The following is a 16,822-nucleotide window of genomic DNA, read 5'->3' on the forward strand; positions in this document are numbered from 1 at the left end:
TTGTTGATACCTTAAAAATAAGAAAATATTTTCAATGTTAACTTTCATAAACTACTTCTTTCAAAAGTTAAATAAACAATTTGAGCAATATAAATTAAACCAATTCAGTTTATTATAGTCTAATATGCTATAACCTTAAAAAAGACAAATCATGAAAAAATTATTTATCGCAGCGATGTTATTTGTTGGAATAGCAGGCTTTGCACAAGACACAGATCAAAAACCAGAACGTGAACAGAGAGAAAGAATGACTCCGGAACAACGTAATGAAAAGCAATTACAAAAACTGACTTCTGAATTGAGTTTAGATGCTAATCAGCAGGCTCAGGTAAAACAATTATTAGCAGAAAGAAGTGCGAAAGCAGAAAAACTAAGAGCAGAAAGAAAAGATAAAAAAGACAGCGGCACCAAACCAACTGCAGCCGAAAGAGAAGCTCTTAAAAATGAACTAAAAGCAGAAAAAGATGCTAACGATGCTAAAATGAAAACAATCTTAACAGCAGATCAATACACAAAATGGCATACTTTACAAGAAAAAAACAAAGATAAAGCCAGAGAAAAAATGAGAGAATATAGAAAAGAAAACAACTAATTAGTTTTTACAAAAAGAGGCCGCAAGCCTCTTTTTTGTTTTTTTAAATGACATTATATTTTTCTTAATACTTTCTGTTAAATAAAAGATAAACCTGAAAATGCCATTAAACTTAATAAACCTGTAGAAGTCTAATTGCTATAAACCTTTAAAAAAGACGAAAAATGAAAAAATTATTTATTGCTGCTTTATTATTCGTTGGAATAGTAAGTTTTGCACAAGACATCAATCAGAAACCGGCACAAGATCAACGCGAAAAATTAACTCCGGAACAACGCAGTGAGAAACATTTGCAAAAATTAACTTCTGATTTGAACTTAGATAAAAATCAACAGGAACAGGTAAAACAGCTTTTGGCTGAAAGAAGTGCAAAAGCAGAAAAGTTTAGAGAAGACAGAAAAAACAACAAAACAAAACCTACTGCTGAAGAAAAAGAAGCATTTAAAAAACAAATGAAAGCTGATAAAGAAGCGGCTGATGCTAAAATGAAAGCCATTTTAAATGCTGATCAATACACAAAATGGACGGCTTTAAAAAAAGACTATAAAGATCACAAAGGAGATCACAAAGGTCATTTTAAATCGCCACAGGAACGCGATCAGGCTCATTTGCAAAAACTGACAACTGATTTAAACTTAAATGCAGATCAGCAAAAACAAATCAGCGAACTTTTATCTGACAGAAGTACAAAAATGGCGATGCTTAAAAAAAGCAGAAGAGATTCTGGTATTCAGCCAACAGATGCTGACAAAAAAGCCATGAAAAAACAAATGGAAGAAGATCACAAAGCGTATGATGCTAAAATGAAATCTATTTTGAATACAGATCAATATAAAAAATGGACCGCAATTCAAAAAGAGCATAAAGACAAAATGAAAGAACACAGAAAAGACAAAAAATAATCCATAAAAAAAGAGGCTTTAAAAGCCTCTTTTTTTGTTATTAAAATGTTTTCGAAACCTTGTCGATCGCATTAATTGTAAAATCTAAATCTTCATACGTTAAAGCATCTGTAATAAACCAAGTTTCATATGCAGATGGCGCGATATAAACACCTTCCTGCAGCAATCCGTGGAAGAATTTCTTAAACGTTTCGTTATCTCCTTTTGCAGCAGTTTTAAAATCTGTCACCGGATCTGCATCAAAGTGAACAGAAATCATAGAACCAACTCTATTGATTGTAAACACAACATTGTTTGCTTTTAAAACTCTGTCAATTCCTGCTTCTAAATATGCCGTTTTTTCTTCTAAACGAGTAAAAATTTCTCTGTCATTATCCAGAGCTTTTAACATCGCATATCCTGCTGCCATTGCTAACGGATTTCCTGATAATGTTCCTGCCTGATAAACTGGTCCAAGAGGTGCTAAATAATTCATGATTTCTTCGCGTGCTGCAAAAGCTCCAACAGGAAGTCCACCGCCAATAACTTTTCCAAAAGTCACAATATCAGCATCAATTCCATATAATTCCTGAACTCCGCCGCGTGCTAAACGGAAACCAGTCATTACCTCATCAAAAATCAATAAGATTCCGTTTGCTGTACACAAATCTCTTAAACCTTGTAAGAAACCTTTTGCTGGTGGAATACAACCCATATTTCCAGCAACAGCTTCAATAATGATAGCAGCAATTTCTCCTTTGTTAGCTTCGATTAAAGTTTTTACATTCTCTAAATCATTGTATTTCGCTAATAAAGTATCTTTTGCAGTTCCTTCTGTAACCCCTGGACTATTTGGAGATCCAAAAGTTACTGCCCCGCTTCCTGCCTGAATCAGGAATGAATCAGAATGCCCGTGGTAACAACCTGCAAATTTGATAATTTTATCTCTTTTTGTAAATCCGCGAGCTAGACGAATTGCGCTCATACAAGCTTCTGTTCCCGAATTTACAAAACGTATTTTGTCAATATTTGGAACCATAGAAACGGCTAAAGCAGCGATTTCTGTTTCCAATTCTGTCGGCATTCCAAATGAAGTACCCAGTTTTGCTTTTTCGATTACAGCATCAACAACCGGCTGATAAGCATGGCCTAAAACCATTGGTCCCCAAGAGTTGATGTAATCTATTAATTTGTTTCCGTCTTCATCATATAAATAAGCACCTTTGGCACTTTTTACAAAAATCGGAGTTCCGCCAACTGCTTTAAATGCTCTAACTGGTGAATTTACTCCTCCCGGAATTACTTTTTCTGCTTCAGCAAAAAGCTGACTACTTCTTTTATATAACATTTTTTATTTTAGATTTTAGAATTCAGATTTTAAATTTTAGATTGTAAACTGAAAACTTATTTTGGATTTTAAAATTAAATCAAAACGCGACTGAAAACTGAGACTGCGACTGAAAACTTACTTCACTTTCAACCTCTGCCCAATCGAAATCGCATTATCAGTTAGATTATTCTTTTGTTTTAAATCATCAACTAATAAATTGAATTTTTTCGAAATTGAGTATAACGTATCTCCTTTTTGAACTTCGTATAAATTAGGATCGTTTGAATTCATATTGATCTTTGGATCTGACGCGACATCATAAGATGATTTTTTTGGTGGAGCCGAAGTATTAATTGGCACATAGTTTCTTCCTGTAACCTGACAATCATATTGATGCAGATTATAACGTTCAATATAACTAATCAGCTTGTCTGGATATTTCGGATCTGTTGCATAACCAGCAGCTCTCAATCCTTTTGCCCAGGATTTATAATCGTCTTTTTCGTAAGTAAATAAGGTCGCATATCGCTTTTTCCCAACCAAAAATAAGGCATGATCTCTATATGATTCAGATGCCTGCGGATATTTTCTAAAACATTCCTGAGCTGAGTCATCGTCGTGGCGAACACTTTCTCCCAGCCAATCATTATGACATTTAATTCCAAAATGGTTATTAGCATCTACAGCTAAATCTCCTCTGCCCGCACCCGATTCTAAAATTCCCTGCGCCAGAATAATACTTGCCGGAATGCCGTAAGTTTTCATGTTTCCCATTGCAATGTCTTTGTATTGCAAAACATAATTATTAATTAAATCGCTGGTAACAACTGTTTTTGAAGTAGATTGAATAACCTCAGTTGTATTATTTGTAGAAGGATATTTAGCAGTAGGTTTAGCAGGAGCGGTTCTTTTTGCAGATGCGGTTCTGGTTTGAACGGCTGCCGCTTTTTTAGTCGTCGCGATGGCAGGCTTACTAGAAGAGCAGCTTGCTAAAGCTAATATTACGAGAAGTAATACAATTTTTTTAATCATTGGTTTTGAGTATTGGTAATTTCTTCTGCTTCAATTTTATATTCATTCCGTCTATTCCCTGCAATCCGCCTGTGTGAATGAGTAAAATTTTTGAATGTGCAGGAAAATAATTTTTGTTTATTAAATCTATAACGCCAAAAACCATCTTTCCTGTATAAATTGGATCTAAGGGCACTTTTGTTTCTTCAAAAAAAGAATTAATAAATTCAATTAATTCTAAATTTATCTTGCCATAACCTCCAAAATGATAGTCAGAAATTAAATTCCAGTTATCTTTTTTTGCAAAAATACGAATTTCATCGTTTAAAAAGTCACCTTTTAACGCTGGAAAGCCCAAAATTTTCTGATTTGGCAATGCATTATTAATTAATCCCGAAATTGTGCCGCCTGTTCCAACTGCACAGCATACGTAATTAAAAACCGAATCTTCTTCTGTTAAAATCTCCTCGCAGCCCTTTACAGCAAGTTCATTTGTTCCTCCTTCCGGAACCAAATAAAAATCACCGAACTTGTCTTTCAGCTTTTCTATAAACGACTTTTCACTTTTTAAACGGTACTCTTCTCTCGAAACAAACTCAAACTGCATTCCGTTTTCCTGAGCAAATTTCAAGGTTGGATTTTCCTGTATTTTGTCCAAAAGTTCATCGCCTCGAATTATTCCGATGGTTTTGAAGCCTTGTTCTTTTCCTGCATAAGCAACTGCTGCAATATGATTGGAAAATGCTCCGCCAAAAGTCAGTAAAGTTTCTTTATTTACGGCTTTCGCCTGAAGTAAATTGTATTTTAGTTTTCTGAATTTATTTCCCGAAACAAACGGATGAATTAAATCTTCACGCTTTATAGTCAGCGAAATATGATTTGGAAACTGAATATTTATATTTTGATTGAAAACTGGATTCATTTTTTTTTTAAGTTGGAAAGTCGAAAGTCAAAAGTTATAATTCTTGTCTTAGCATCAAGCTTATTGATTAAAGCCTATTGCTTATAACTCTTCATGTAATGTAAAAACTGAAAAAAAGATCGGTTTTTTAGATAATTAACGTCGGTTTCTTTTGCGTAAGCTTCTCTTTCAAAACTAATATTTCGATATGCTAAAGCCCCGTTTTTATATTGAATGAGACGAATTAGATATTCTAAAAAATACCAGATAAAAAACGGAATCACTAAAAGCTCTAATTGTTGTCTTAAATGTATTTTTTCATGATTAACAAAAACTTTATTCGTCTTATCATAATCATATTTTGCAATTAGAAACGGAAATACAGCCATTCCTCTATAACCTTTCGGAATTAAATATTTGGCAACAATCAGAAACATTGGCTGTAAAATTTATAAATTTGTAGCTATAAAATTGTTCGATTTCAATAAAATCACAATCAAATATTTATATTTTTGATTTTTAGTTTATTCAAAAAAGAACACGAAGCAGATTTATGAAAGAGCAAAGTAATGAAAATAAATTAATCGAAGGCGAAGATTTTTACTATACGCCCGAAGGTTATAAATGCTTTACTGAAAAACATCATTTAAAAAGAGGCTATTGCTGCAAAAGCGGCTGTCGTCATTGTCCGTACGGATATGATAAAAAAACAGGAAGAATAAATAAACCGTCAAATTTTTAACACATAGTAACATAGATTTACTGCTTAAAAAAGGCGTTTTACTTATTTAAAATACACATAAGGAGCTCTGTGAAAGAAATATATTTCTTTTTCTCTCCTTTTTTACACATAAAATCTATGTTTTTATGTGTTTATTTTTTTTTACGAATTAAACCTAAGGGTTAAAAACAATACATAATGAACGTTTTTATCAATAAAAATATACCAGAAGCTGGTCTTAGATTACTTCAGGAAAAAGACATAAATCTAACTATAAACCCAACAGAAAATGTATTATCCAGAGAAGATTTTATTAAAATCTGCCAGAAAAACGATGTTCTTTTAAATGTTGGAACCCAAAACTTTTTTGACGAAGATTTTTTTCAGCAATGTCCCAATTTAAAAGGTATTGCTTTGTTTTCTGTGGGATTTGATTCTGTCAATATTCCATCTGCAAACAGCCGTAAAATTCCTATTGGGAATACACCTGATGTTTTAAGCAGAGCCACTTCAGATGTTGCATTTTTATTGATGCAAAGTGTTGCGAGAAAATCATTTTTCAATCATAAAAGAATTTTAAACAACGATTGGGGAAGTTTTGATCCGTTAGCCAATTTAGGGCAGGAACTGTATGGCAAAACTTTAGGAATATTTGGATTGGGACGAATTGGTTTTGAAATGGCTCAAAAATGTAAAGCCGCATTTGGAATGAACATTATTTATCATAATCGTTCCCGAAAAGAATATGCAGAAAAAGAATTGGATGCTAAGTATGTAGATTTTGAAACCTTACTTGCAGAAAGCGATGTTTTAAGCATTCATGCTAATTACAGTGCAGAAAACAATGAAATTTTCAATAAAAATGCTTTTGCCAAAATGAAACCGAATTCCATTTTCATCAATACCGCAAGAGGAAAATTTCATAATGAAAATGATTTGTTTGAGGCACTGACTAATAATATAATCTGGGGCGCAGGATTAGACGTTACTAATCCAGAACCAATGAAACAAGATAATCCGTTATTGTCGCTTGCAAATTGCTGCGTTTTACCGCACATTGGTTCAGCAACATACGAAGCCCGAAACGGAATGGCAGTTTGTGCAGCACAAAATGTAATTGCGGTTATTGAAGGCAAAAAAATGCCGTTTTGTGTTAATGAGGAAGTTTATTCTTAATGAGATAATGTGGCAATTTGATAATTTAAGATAATTTCCCAATCTAAAATCTAAAATCAACAATCTAAAATATCAGAGATGGATATTCGTTCAAGAAAATTTAGGATTACGATCCACAAATCCTATCATAGGTCGGATATCCGTTATCCCTAGTTTTTTATATTAGAAAATGTGACAATTTGCCAATGAGTCAATTTAAAAATGAGATAATTTAAATAAATTTCAGATTTTAAATTGCAATTTGGTTGGGTAATATTTCGCTCCGCTGGAGCTTTTATATTGGGGTTATTGTTTTCCTATAAATATTTCGCCTTTCCAAGGCTTTATTTTATCAGCTCCAGAAGAGCGAAATATTTATACAATCAATTAACAGTCCATCATTTTTAAGCAACGGGGCAGCATATTTTAAATAGATTTTTCTAAACTTAAAAGCTCCGTGAGGAGCGATATATTTATAGAAATAATAACCGTCAGTCACATTTGAGCCCCAGTGGGGCGGCATAATCAAAAAAAACAAAAAATTAATCTGCTGTTAATCTAACTGTAATACCTTAGCATCTTAGATCCTCAGCACCTTAGCATCTCTAAAAAAAATGACTTTCAAAGAACAAATACAACAAGGAATACCTTCTATATTACCACCAAAGCAGGTATACGACCCAGCTATTAATCACGCTCCGAAACGAAAAGAAATTCTTTCGGTAGAAGAAAAAAAGCTGGCGCTGAAAAATGCTTTGCGTTATTTTGATCCAAAACATCATGCTGAATTAATTCCTGAATTTTCAGAAGAATTAGAAACTTATGGCCGTATTTATATGTACCGTCTTCGTCCTGATTACAGAATGTACGCAAGACCAATTGACGAATATCCAGGGAAATCATTGCAGGCAAAAGCGATTATGCACATGATTCAGAACAATCTGGATTATGCTGTGGCGCAGCACCCGCATGAATTAATTACCTATGGCGGAAACGGTGCTGTTTTTCAAAACTGGGCACAATATTTATTGACGATGCAGTATTTGTCTGAAATGACAGATGAGCAGACTTTAACCATGTATTCAGGTCATCCAATGGGATTATTTCCTTCTCATAAAGAAGCGCCAAGAGTTGTGGTAACAAACGGAATGGTAATCCCGAATTATTCTAAACCGGACGATTGGGAGAAAATGAATGCACTTGGCGTTTCGCAATACGGGCAAATGACAGCGGGAAGTTATATGTATATTGGCCCGCAGGGAATTGTACACGGAACGACAATTACAGTTTTAAACGGTTTTAGAAAAATAAAACAAAATCCAGAAGGAAGTTTATTTGTAACTTCGGGTCTTGGCGGAATGTCTGGCGCACAGCCAAAAGCAGGAAATATTGCAGGTTGTATTACGGTCTGCGCCGAAGTAAATCCAAAAATTACTAAAATCCGTCATGAACAAGGTTGGATTAATGAAGTTGTGACTACGACTGATGAATTGGTTGCCCGAGTAAATTCGGCGAAAGCCAATAAAGAAACGGTTTCTATTGCTTATTTAGGAAATGTCGTTGACGTTTGGGAACGTTTCGATCAGGAAAACATCAAAATTGATTTAGGTTCAGATCAGACTTCACTTCATAATCCGTGGGCTGGAGGTTATTATCCGGTTGGAATTTCGTTTGAAGAAGCTAATGATTTGATGGCTAATAATCCAGAATTATTCAAAGAAAAAGTTCAGGAAACCTTACGTCGCCATGCAGATGCAATTAACAAACACACCGCAAAAGGAACTTACTTTTTTGATTACGGAAACGCCTTTTTACTAGAAGCTTCTCGCGCAGGCGCCGATGTAATGGCCGAAAATAATATCGATTTTAAATATCCTAGTTACGTTCAGGATATTATGGGACCAATGTGTTTCGATTACGGATTTGGTCCTTTCCGATGGGTTTGTACTTCAGGAAAACCAGAAGATTTGCTAAAAACTGATGCTATTGCCTGCGAAGTTTTAGAAAAAATGGCCGAAACTGCTCCAAATGAAATCCAGCAGCAAATGCAGGATAATATCAAATGGATTAAAGGCGCGCAGGAAAATAAATTGGTTGTAGGCTCTCAAGCTCGTATTTTATATGCTGATGCTGAGGGAAGAATTAAAATCGCCGAAGCCTTTAATCAGGCAATTGCAAAAGGCGAAATTGGCGCAGTTGTTTTAGGACGTGATCACCACGACGTTTCTGGAACTGACTCACCTTACAGAGAGACTTCAAATATTTATGACGGATCTCGTTTTACTGCCGACATGGCGATTCATAACGTGATTGGCGACAGCTTTAGAGGAGCAACCTGGGTTTCTATTCATAATGGTGGCGGCGTTGGCTGGGGAGAGGTTATAAACGGCGGATTTGGTATGGTTCTTGATGGTTCTACAGAGGCTTCAAAGCGTTTAGCGTCAATGCTTTTCTGGGATGTTAACAACGGAATTTCAAGACGAAGCTGGGCAAGAAACGAGGGTGCTGTTTTTGCTATAAAAAGAGCAATGGAAGTTGAGCCTTTATTAAAAGTAACTTTACCTAATCTAGTCGATGAAAGTTTGCTTTAATTAAAATTGAGAACATTAATTCTTAGAAATATGAAAACACTTAAGTTAATTCCACTTTTGTTACTGCTGATACTTAGCTCTTGCAGTACTGTGACCGTTTATTCTGATTATGACAAAACTGTCGATTTTGCGCCTTATAAAACATACGCTTACTTTAAGCCCGGAATTGACAAAGTCGAAATATCAGATTTAGATAAAAGAAGAATTCTTCGCGCAATTGATGACCAAATGGCAGCTAAAGGTTTTACAAAAAGCGACAATCCTGATTTATTGGTAAATATTTTTACAAAATCAAGAGAGCAGGTTGATGTAAACCAATTCAGTGCCGGATGGGGCTACGGATGGGGATGGGGCTGGAATCCGTGGATGATGTACGGAAACCAAACTACTGTTTCTACTTCTACCGAAGGAACTTTGTACATTGATTTAATCGATGCTAAAAAGAAAGAAATGATCTGGCAGGGTGAAGGAATTGGTACTTTGACAAGAAACATCGATAAAAAAGATGAAAGAATTGCCGAATTTGTTGCTAAAATTTTAGCTCAATATCCGCCTGTTAAGAAATAGTTTTCAGTTGCAGCTGGTAGTTTTCAGCTTTTATAAAACTTTAAATAGTTGTGAACTTTCCAAAATAATTAATACATTTGCTATTCAATCAGCTAAAAAAATGAAAAACTTTAACAACATTATTATCGCTATTATCAGCATTATTGCAATTCTGCAATGATGGCGAGGTGTTATATAAGTTTGTAAAATATAATTTATAGAAACCTCCCAATTGGGAGGTTTTTTATTTTAATAGAGATTTTAAATAGCCACGAATTACACAAATTAGCGCGAATTATTTTTTTTTTAAGACAATAAAATTAGTGTCAATTCGTGTAATTCGTGGCAAAAACAAAAAACATCATGAGTTTATTTAACGAAGTACTTAACGCCAAAAAGCAGCTCGAAAATGTAATTTCTGCTACGCCTTTAACCCAAAATTTGAATCTTTCAGACGAATTCAAATCTACTATTTTATTAAAACGAGAAGATTTGCAAATTGTTCGTTCATACAAAATTCGGGGTGCTTACAACAAGATTTCTTCGTTAAACGAAAAAGAAAAAACAAACGGAATTGTCTGTGCCAGTGCTGGTAATCATGCGCAGGGTGTTGCCTATTCTTGTAATCTTCTTAAAATAAACGGCAAAATCTATATGCCAAAAACAACTCCAAAACAAAAAGTAAAGCAAGTACAATTGTTTGGAAAAAAGTTTGTTGAAATTGTTTTAACCGGAGATACTTTTGATGATGCCTATGCTTCGGCAACTGCAGATGCTATCAAAAACCACAAAACTTTTATTCATCCTTTTGATGACGAAAAAGTAATTGCCGGACAGGGAACTGTTGGATTAGAAATATTGGAAACATATAAGGAACCTATCGATTATGTTTTTGTACCTATTGGCGGCGGCGGACTGGCTTCTGGATTGTCGGAAGTTTTCAGGCATTTAAGTCCAAATACTAAAATTATTGGCGTTGAGCCAAAAGGTGCTCCTTCGATGAAAACTTCCATAGAAGAAAATAAAAATACGGCACTAAAAACAATCGACAAATTTGTTGATGGTGCAGCAGTGAAACAAGTTGGTGATAAAACTTTTGAAATCTGCCGTTATAATCTAGAAGACATTATTCTCGTTCCAGAGGGAAAAGTCTGCACGACCATTTTAAGATTGTATAATGAAGAAGCGATGGTTGTAGAACCTGCAGGTGCTTTAACTATTGCTGCTTTGGATTTTTACAAGGATAAAATTAAAGGTAAAAACGTAGTCTGCGTTGTAAGCGGCAGTAACAACGATATTGAAAGAACTGCTGAAATAAAAGAACGTTCTTTACTTTATGAAGGTTTAATGCATTATTTCATGATTCAGTTTCCGCAGCGTCCGGGAGCTTTAAAAGAATTTGTAAATAATATTTTAGGTCCGGATGATGACATTACTTATTTTCAGTTTGCCAAGAAAAACAGCCGCGAAGTTGGTTCTGTTGTAGTTGGTTTAGAATTAAAAAAGAAAAAAGATATTCTGCCTATCAAAATGAAAATGACACAATACGGTTTTGAATTTCAATACTTAAACGATAATCAGGATTTGTTTACGCAATTAATTGGATAAATTGATAAAATAAAAGGCTGCCTAAAAAATTTAGACAGCCTTTTAAGCATCAATATAAAATTACTAATTGAACCCTTAATTGATAATTATTGTTTTAATACTTTTTTAGAATAAGACCCTGCACCATCGTTTACTCTCACAATATAAACTCCTTTTAGAAGTCTCGAAACTTCAATTTCAGAAAGATTTCCTTTTACAAAATTTACATTTCGTTTTAACACGCTTTGTCCGTTGATATTGAATATTTCTACATCGGCACTGCCTTCGTGATTTGTTTCAATTTTTAAATGATCGCTTACTTCATCAATATAAACAGCCATATCAGCTGTATTTTCATTTTCTTCAGGGTTTACAGATAACGCTTTTTTTGCCGTAGACTCAACCTGAACAAACTGCCATTGCTGATTTAATCCTCCTGTATAATCCCAAACCTGAATATTAGCTCCATTTGCTGTAGATACACTTTCAACATCAAGAGACTTACCTGTATTTACATTCGTAATTTTATAATATCCTCCGCCAAGACTTTCAACCGTCCATTTAAATTCATTAGAATTAGAGAAAGTTCTCTGCTGTACTTTTAGTCCATTTGCTGTTCCATTATTTTCAACTGCCAGATACATTCCGGTTGATTTTACTATAATATAATAATTGCCGGCTCCGTCAGAAACAAATCTCCAACGCTGGTTATTTCCGCCGCCGTTAGTTATATCATATTGCTGAATTCTTCCGCCGCTCGTTGTTGAATTATCTGCTACGTCAAGTCCTTTATTACTGTTTCTTGAAATGATATTATAATATCCCGGAAAACCAGTTGGAGGCGGTGTTCCTGCTCCCCAGGTAAAAGTAACTGCTGATGAACCCGGAACTGCATAATTAAACGCTGATGAACCCGAAACCACTTTTATTGTATTTGATGATCCGGAAGTGTTATATACTACAAGAGCGATAGATCCGTCAGGATTTTTAAATCCAACTGATAAAATACTGCCGCTTGTGCTCGAAGAACCAATTCTTACTGCACCCGGTTTTACATATTTAGAAATTTGACCAATAATATAATACGCCACATTTCTGGTATAACTCGTACTGTTATTAACCGTAATAGCACCTAAACATGTGTTGCATCCGCCTGGTGTGCGCGGCCCTAAACTAGAATTATTGGCAGCATTCCATTCTAAAACTGTTTTAGACCAGTTGTTGGTGCTTCCAATAACTACATTTTGCATGTGCCAGCCAAAATCGCCGCTAAAACTGCCTCCCGAACCTGTATATTGTTCTGTAAAATAAACGTTTTTGTTTGTTTGAGTCTTTACAGTTGACATTGCAGAAATATTTCCTAAATACAAATGAAACGCAGCACCGTCAACATAACTGCTATTGTTTAATACATCGATTGGATAAGCTGTATTGTCGCAGTTATGATCAAAAGCTATAATTTTGACATTTCCAAAACCCGCTGATGCCATTTGAGGCCCAAGCTGCTGGTTAATAAAATTCTTTTGTTCTGTAGAATTCATCAGCATACTTGGTTCATTATGCGGATTTTCAGGTTCATTTTGAGGGGTAATTGCCCAAATTGGAATTCCCTGTGCCTGCATAGCTTGAAGATATTTTACAAAATATCTTGCATAAGCAGCATAATATTGTGTCTGCAGACTTCCTCCTACCCATGAATTGTTAGTCTTCATCCAGCGGGGTGCTGACCATGGTGTTGCCAATATTTTAATGTTTGGATTGATCTGCTGGATCTTTTTAATAATTGGAATTAAATACGTTAGATCCGGTCCGTTCAAACTAAAATTGTTCATGTTGGTATCGCCGGAAGTTTCATTATAACTATAAGAAGAACTGCTTAAATCTGAAGCTGCAATACTAATACGAACTACGCTTGCATTTAATCCTGTAGTTGGATTATACAAATCGTTTAACAATTGATTTTGCTGTGTTGCGGCCATTCCGCTGATTACTTCGGCACTTCCTTCGGTAAGTGTGTAACCAAAACCGTCCATTGTCTGGTAAGTAGTTCCTGCGTTAACCGTAACGGTTGAGGGATTTGTCCCTGAATTGGCTCCGAAATTTACTGTACCTTGCTGCTGCAAGAGTCTTGTCTGATCGCCAGACGTTATAAAAGGTGTAACAGTCTGGGCGCTTACATTAATACATAAAAGCATGATAATGACCTGCATTATGCTTTTCACTCGATTTGTAGGTTTTTGAGTAGTTTTGTGCATTTTTTGTGGTTTTTGAGGTTTGTAGATAGTTAAATTTTTCTCATTTTATTATGATTAATTTTATTAAAACGCATCGAAATTAATTCAATTTTCACGAAATCGATATATTTTAAACTTTACAAATACACATCATTTGTAAAAATTAACTTAACAAAAACTTATCTTCATTTTTCACAAATACCTAAAAATCAAATATTTAATATTTTAAAAATCATAAAATAACTAATCTTATTTTTTACATTGATTAGAATATTCTAAAAATGAATTCTTTAATCGATATGCAGCCTATTTTATGATGTTATAAAATTTTCACAAATGACAAATATCATAGAACAAACTTGGAGTTATGGCGTATTTTTGCATTTCAATTTTACACAGTGAATCATGTCAGAACTTAAAGATATTTCAACCTTAGAAGACATCAAACAAATGGTTGACAGCTTTTATGCCAATGTTAGAAAAGATGATCTAATAGGCCCAATTTTTAATGACAAACTACAAGACCGCTGGGAACCTCATCTGCAAAAAATGTACGGATTCTGGCAGACTATTTTATTTGATGTTCGTGCTTATTCCGGAACTCCTTTTCCGCCTCACAAACAACTGCCTGTTGACAAAACGCATTTTGACCGCTGGATTGCCATTTTTAATACTACAATCGATGCTCAATTTGCAGGTGTAATTACCGAAGAAGCAAAAATGCGTGCCACAAACATGGCTTTTATGTTTAGTCATAAAATTGAATATTTCAGGAATGCTGAGAATGAAATGAGAAATGCTGCAAAAAAATCTTAGAAAATTTCTTTCAAATAACAAACAGAACTTTATATTTGGCTAAATGAATTAAACCCAAATCTATATTTCTTAGTTATGAAAAAAGCATTCTCATTTGTTATTATCTGTTTTACATTTATAAACCAATTAACGGCACAATCACAAGCGCCCTTTTCTAATTTATATAAAGGAACGGTTGATGGAAAAACGCCAGTTACTTTTTATATTAAAGCAACAGAAAACCAATGTACGGCTGATTTAAGTTATGTAGCAATATACCGTTATAAATCAAATAAATGGCTTCATCTGGATATTACACAGAACAGAAAAGCTGAAAATGAATTCATTATGGTTGAACATGGTTTCAGTGGTGTTTTGATTTTAAAGAAAACTGGAAATACTTTCTCTGGTTTATGGATTAGTCCCGATACTAAAAAGCAGTTAAAAATCGATTTAAAAGAAGTTTCAATGACTAAAAAAGAGGTTGAAAACTACGAACAAACACTGGAAAGAGTAAGTTTTGAAAATAACGACTGCTAAAATTTCTATTTTTCTGTTAACGATCTAAAATCTACAAAAACGCAATAAAAATCAGTTTCGAATAAAAATTTTGTGATGAAATGCAAAAATTAGGAGTCTAAATTCGTAATTTTACATTCTAATCTACAACGTTTTCGAAATGAATGCATCTATAGAAACCAATCCGTTATTAGAACGATTGCCAAAACATTTAAAGCAATTTATTAAACCTCAGGATTATAGTGATTATACACCAATTAATCAGGCGGTTTGGCGATATGTTATGCGCAAAAATGTAGATTATCTCTCAAAAGTTGCACATCACTCTTATTTAGATGGTTTACGCAAAACGGGAATCGAAATCGATTCTATTCCGAGTATGTACGGAATGAATCGTATTTTAACCGAAATTGGCTGGGCTGCGGTTGCTGTTGATGGTTTTATTCCGCCAAATGCTTTTATGGAGTTTCAGGCTTATAATGTTTTGGTTATTGCATCAGACATTCGACAATTAGAACATATTGAATATACACCTGCTCCAGACATCATTCACGAAGGTGCCGGCCACGCTCCTATTATTGCAAATCCTGAATATGCTGAATATTTAAGACGTTTTGGTGAAATTGGGTGCAAAGCAATTTCATCTCATAAAGATTATCAGATGTATGAGGCAATCCGACTGCTTTCGATTTTAAAAGAAGCAGAAGATACGCCGCAGGAAAAAATCGACGAAGCTGAAAAAGCAGTGGCTGATTTGCAAAATGATATGGGCGAATTGTCTGAAATGGCTCAAATTAGAAACCTTCACTGGTGGACGGTTGAATATGGTTTGATTGGAACGATTGAAAACCCTAAAATATACGGCGCCGGATTACTTTCTTCAATTGGCGAAAGTGCTTGGTGCATGACTGATAATGTAAAGAAAATCCCTTATGATATTTCGGCTGCAAATCAGAATTTTGACATTACACAGTTACAGCCGCAACTTTATGTAACTCCTACTTTTTCTTATTTAAGTTTAGTTTTAGAAGAATTTGCCAATAAAATGGCACTTCGTACCGGAGGACTTTCGGGAATAAAAAAACTAATTCAATCCAATGCTCTGGGCACAATTGAATTGAGTACAGGTTTACAAATTTCAGGAGTTTTTACGAATGTTATTGAAGAAGAGGGAAAACCGGTTTACATTCAAACAACTGGAAAAACAGCTTTATCATATAGAGAAAAAGAATTAGTAGGTCACGGGACTTTAACGCATCCGCACGGATTTGGAAGTCCGATTGGAAAACTGAAAGGTTTTAACCTGGCTATTGAAGATATGAGTCCAAAGGATTTACAGGCTTACAGTATTGTTGAAAACGAAACCGTAAAACTGGAGTTTGAAGGGAATATTATTGTAGAAGGTGAAATTATCACCGGATCGCGAAACTTACACGGCGAAATTATTTTAATCAGTTTTAGAAATTGTACTGTAACGCATGGCGAAACCATTTTGTTTCAGCCTGAATGGGGAAATTATGATATGGCAATTGGGAAAAAAGTGATTTCTGCTTTTTCCGGTCCTGCTGATGTAAATAGTTTTGACTTAATTAATATTGTTCCGTCTACAAAAACTATTAAAGCAAAGCATACTGAAGAGCGCGACGAATTAGAGAATTTGTACGCAAAAGTAAGAGATATCAGAAAGAATAAAGGCTCTAAAACGGAACTTAAATCTGTTTTTGAAAATTTAAAAAATAATCATTCTAACGATTGGCTTTTGTCTGTTGAAATCGCAGAACTTTTAAAGGATTCTGATGAAAAACAACTTTTACAGGAAGTCTTGGTTCATTTAGACCAGCTGAAAGAAAAACGTCCAGAAATTGCGCATTTGATTTCCGGCGGATTGGATTTGATTTTTGATAAAGAAGCTGTATAAATATTGCCCGCTGATTGTACTGATTTAAGCTAATAAACACA

The 16,822-nt window shown here is 34.5% G+C and carries 15 protein-coding genes; 10 read left to right on the forward strand and 5 right to left on the reverse strand.

What is annotated here, in order from left to right:
* Positions 1–151 precede the first annotated feature (151 nt).
* Together ACTJIW_RS12195 and ACTJIW_RS12200 are read left to right on the forward strand one after the other, a co-directional pair.
* Positions 152–592, forward strand: a complete 441-nt coding sequence (locus ACTJIW_RS12195; RefSeq protein WP_073410879.1) for a hypothetical protein — start codon at positions 152–154, stop codon at positions 590–592.
* Positions 593–756: 164 nt separating this feature from the next.
* On the forward strand, positions 757–1,494 hold the full coding sequence (locus tag ACTJIW_RS12200; protein WP_440714352.1) for a hypothetical protein: 738 nt from the start codon (positions 757–759) through the stop codon (positions 1,492–1,494).
* 40 nt (positions 1,495–1,534) lie between these two features.
* Here ACTJIW_RS12200 and hemL read toward each other — a convergent pair whose 3' ends face one another.
* The 4 genes from hemL to ACTJIW_RS12220 all read right to left on the reverse strand — a co-directional run bounded on the left by hemL (position 1,535) and on the right by ACTJIW_RS12220 (position 5,152).
* A complete protein-coding gene (gene hemL / locus ACTJIW_RS12205; protein WP_440714353.1) occupies positions 1,535–2,821 on the reverse strand; it encodes a glutamate-1-semialdehyde 2,1-aminomutase in 1,287 nt (428 codons plus the stop codon).
* 117 nt (positions 2,822–2,938) lie between these two features.
* On the reverse strand, positions 2,939–3,835 hold the full coding sequence (locus tag ACTJIW_RS12210) for a glucosaminidase domain-containing protein (RefSeq protein ID WP_073410882.1): 897 nt from the start codon (positions 3,833–3,835) through the stop codon (positions 2,939–2,941).
* Positions 3,828–4,736 (reverse strand): 1-aminocyclopropane-1-carboxylate deaminase/D-cysteine desulfhydrase, encoded by a 909-nt coding sequence (locus ACTJIW_RS12215; RefSeq protein ID WP_440714354.1) that lies wholly within the window; start codon positions 4,734–4,736, stop codon positions 3,828–3,830. The genes ACTJIW_RS12210 and ACTJIW_RS12215 overlap by 8 nt, the downstream gene beginning before the upstream one ends.
* A 74-nt stretch (positions 4,737–4,810) precedes the next feature.
* Positions 4,811–5,152 (reverse strand): hypothetical protein, encoded by a 342-nt coding sequence (locus tag ACTJIW_RS12220; RefSeq protein WP_073410885.1) that lies wholly within the window; start codon positions 5,150–5,152, stop codon positions 4,811–4,813.
* Between the two features lie 116 nt (positions 5,153–5,268).
* Between ACTJIW_RS12220 and ACTJIW_RS12225 the strand changes: the two genes are divergently transcribed.
* The 5 genes from ACTJIW_RS12225 (at position 5,269) to ilvA (ending at position 11,336) form a co-directional block, all read left to right on the forward strand.
* Positions 5,269–5,457, forward strand: coding sequence for a DUF5522 domain-containing protein (locus ACTJIW_RS12225; RefSeq protein ID WP_073410886.1), 189 nt, complete (start codon positions 5,269–5,271; stop codon positions 5,455–5,457).
* Positions 5,458–5,634: 177 nt separating this feature from the next.
* Positions 5,635–6,612 (forward strand): 2-hydroxyacid dehydrogenase, encoded by a 978-nt coding sequence (locus tag ACTJIW_RS12230; RefSeq protein ID WP_440714355.1) that lies wholly within the window; start codon positions 5,635–5,637, stop codon positions 6,610–6,612.
* 593 nt (positions 6,613–7,205) lie between these two features.
* On the forward strand, positions 7,206–9,182 hold the full coding sequence (locus tag ACTJIW_RS12235) for a urocanate hydratase (protein ID WP_440714356.1): 1,977 nt from the start codon (positions 7,206–7,208) through the stop codon (positions 9,180–9,182).
* Between the two features lie 30 nt (positions 9,183–9,212).
* Positions 9,213–9,749, forward strand: a complete 537-nt coding sequence (locus ACTJIW_RS12240; protein WP_012023983.1) for a DUF4136 domain-containing protein — start codon at positions 9,213–9,215, stop codon at positions 9,747–9,749.
* Between the two features lie 342 nt (positions 9,750–10,091).
* The gene (gene ilvA / locus ACTJIW_RS12245; protein ID WP_440714357.1) at positions 10,092–11,336 is read left to right on the forward strand and encodes a threonine ammonia-lyase IlvA; all 1,245 of its coding nucleotides are present in this window, start codon (positions 10,092–10,094) and stop codon (positions 11,334–11,336) included.
* 86 nt (positions 11,337–11,422) lie between these two features.
* Here the strand turns inward: ilvA and ACTJIW_RS12250 are convergent, their stop codons facing one another.
* The gene (locus ACTJIW_RS12250; RefSeq protein ID WP_440714358.1) at positions 11,423–13,570 is read right to left on the reverse strand and encodes an RICIN domain-containing protein; all 2,148 of its coding nucleotides are present in this window, start codon (positions 13,568–13,570) and stop codon (positions 11,423–11,425) included.
* Between the two features lie 384 nt (positions 13,571–13,954).
* Here ACTJIW_RS12250 and ACTJIW_RS12255 point away from each other — a divergent pair, with 384 nt between their 5' ends.
* The 3 genes from ACTJIW_RS12255 to ACTJIW_RS12265 all read left to right on the forward strand — a co-directional run bounded on the left by ACTJIW_RS12255 (position 13,955) and on the right by ACTJIW_RS12265 (position 16,781).
* Positions 13,955–14,365 carry a group III truncated hemoglobin gene (locus tag ACTJIW_RS12255; RefSeq protein ID WP_073410893.1) on the forward strand — a complete coding sequence of 137 codons (411 nt, stop codon included), beginning with the start codon at positions 13,955–13,957 and terminating at the stop codon, positions 14,363–14,365.
* Between the two features lie 75 nt (positions 14,366–14,440).
* A complete protein-coding gene (locus tag ACTJIW_RS12260; protein WP_440714359.1) occupies positions 14,441–14,884 on the forward strand; it encodes a hypothetical protein in 444 nt (147 codons plus the stop codon).
* A 139-nt stretch (positions 14,885–15,023) separates the two neighbouring features.
* Positions 15,024–16,781: an aromatic amino acid hydroxylase gene (locus ACTJIW_RS12265; RefSeq protein WP_440714360.1), complete on the forward strand. Its 1,758-nt coding sequence runs from the start codon at positions 15,024–15,026 to the stop codon at positions 16,779–16,781.
* Positions 16,782–16,822: the final 41 nt, after the last annotated feature.

Source organism: Flavobacterium sp. 22659 (assembly GCF_052044235.1).
Taxonomy (GTDB): domain Bacteria; phylum Bacteroidota; class Bacteroidia; order Flavobacteriales; family Flavobacteriaceae; genus Flavobacterium; species Flavobacterium johnsoniae.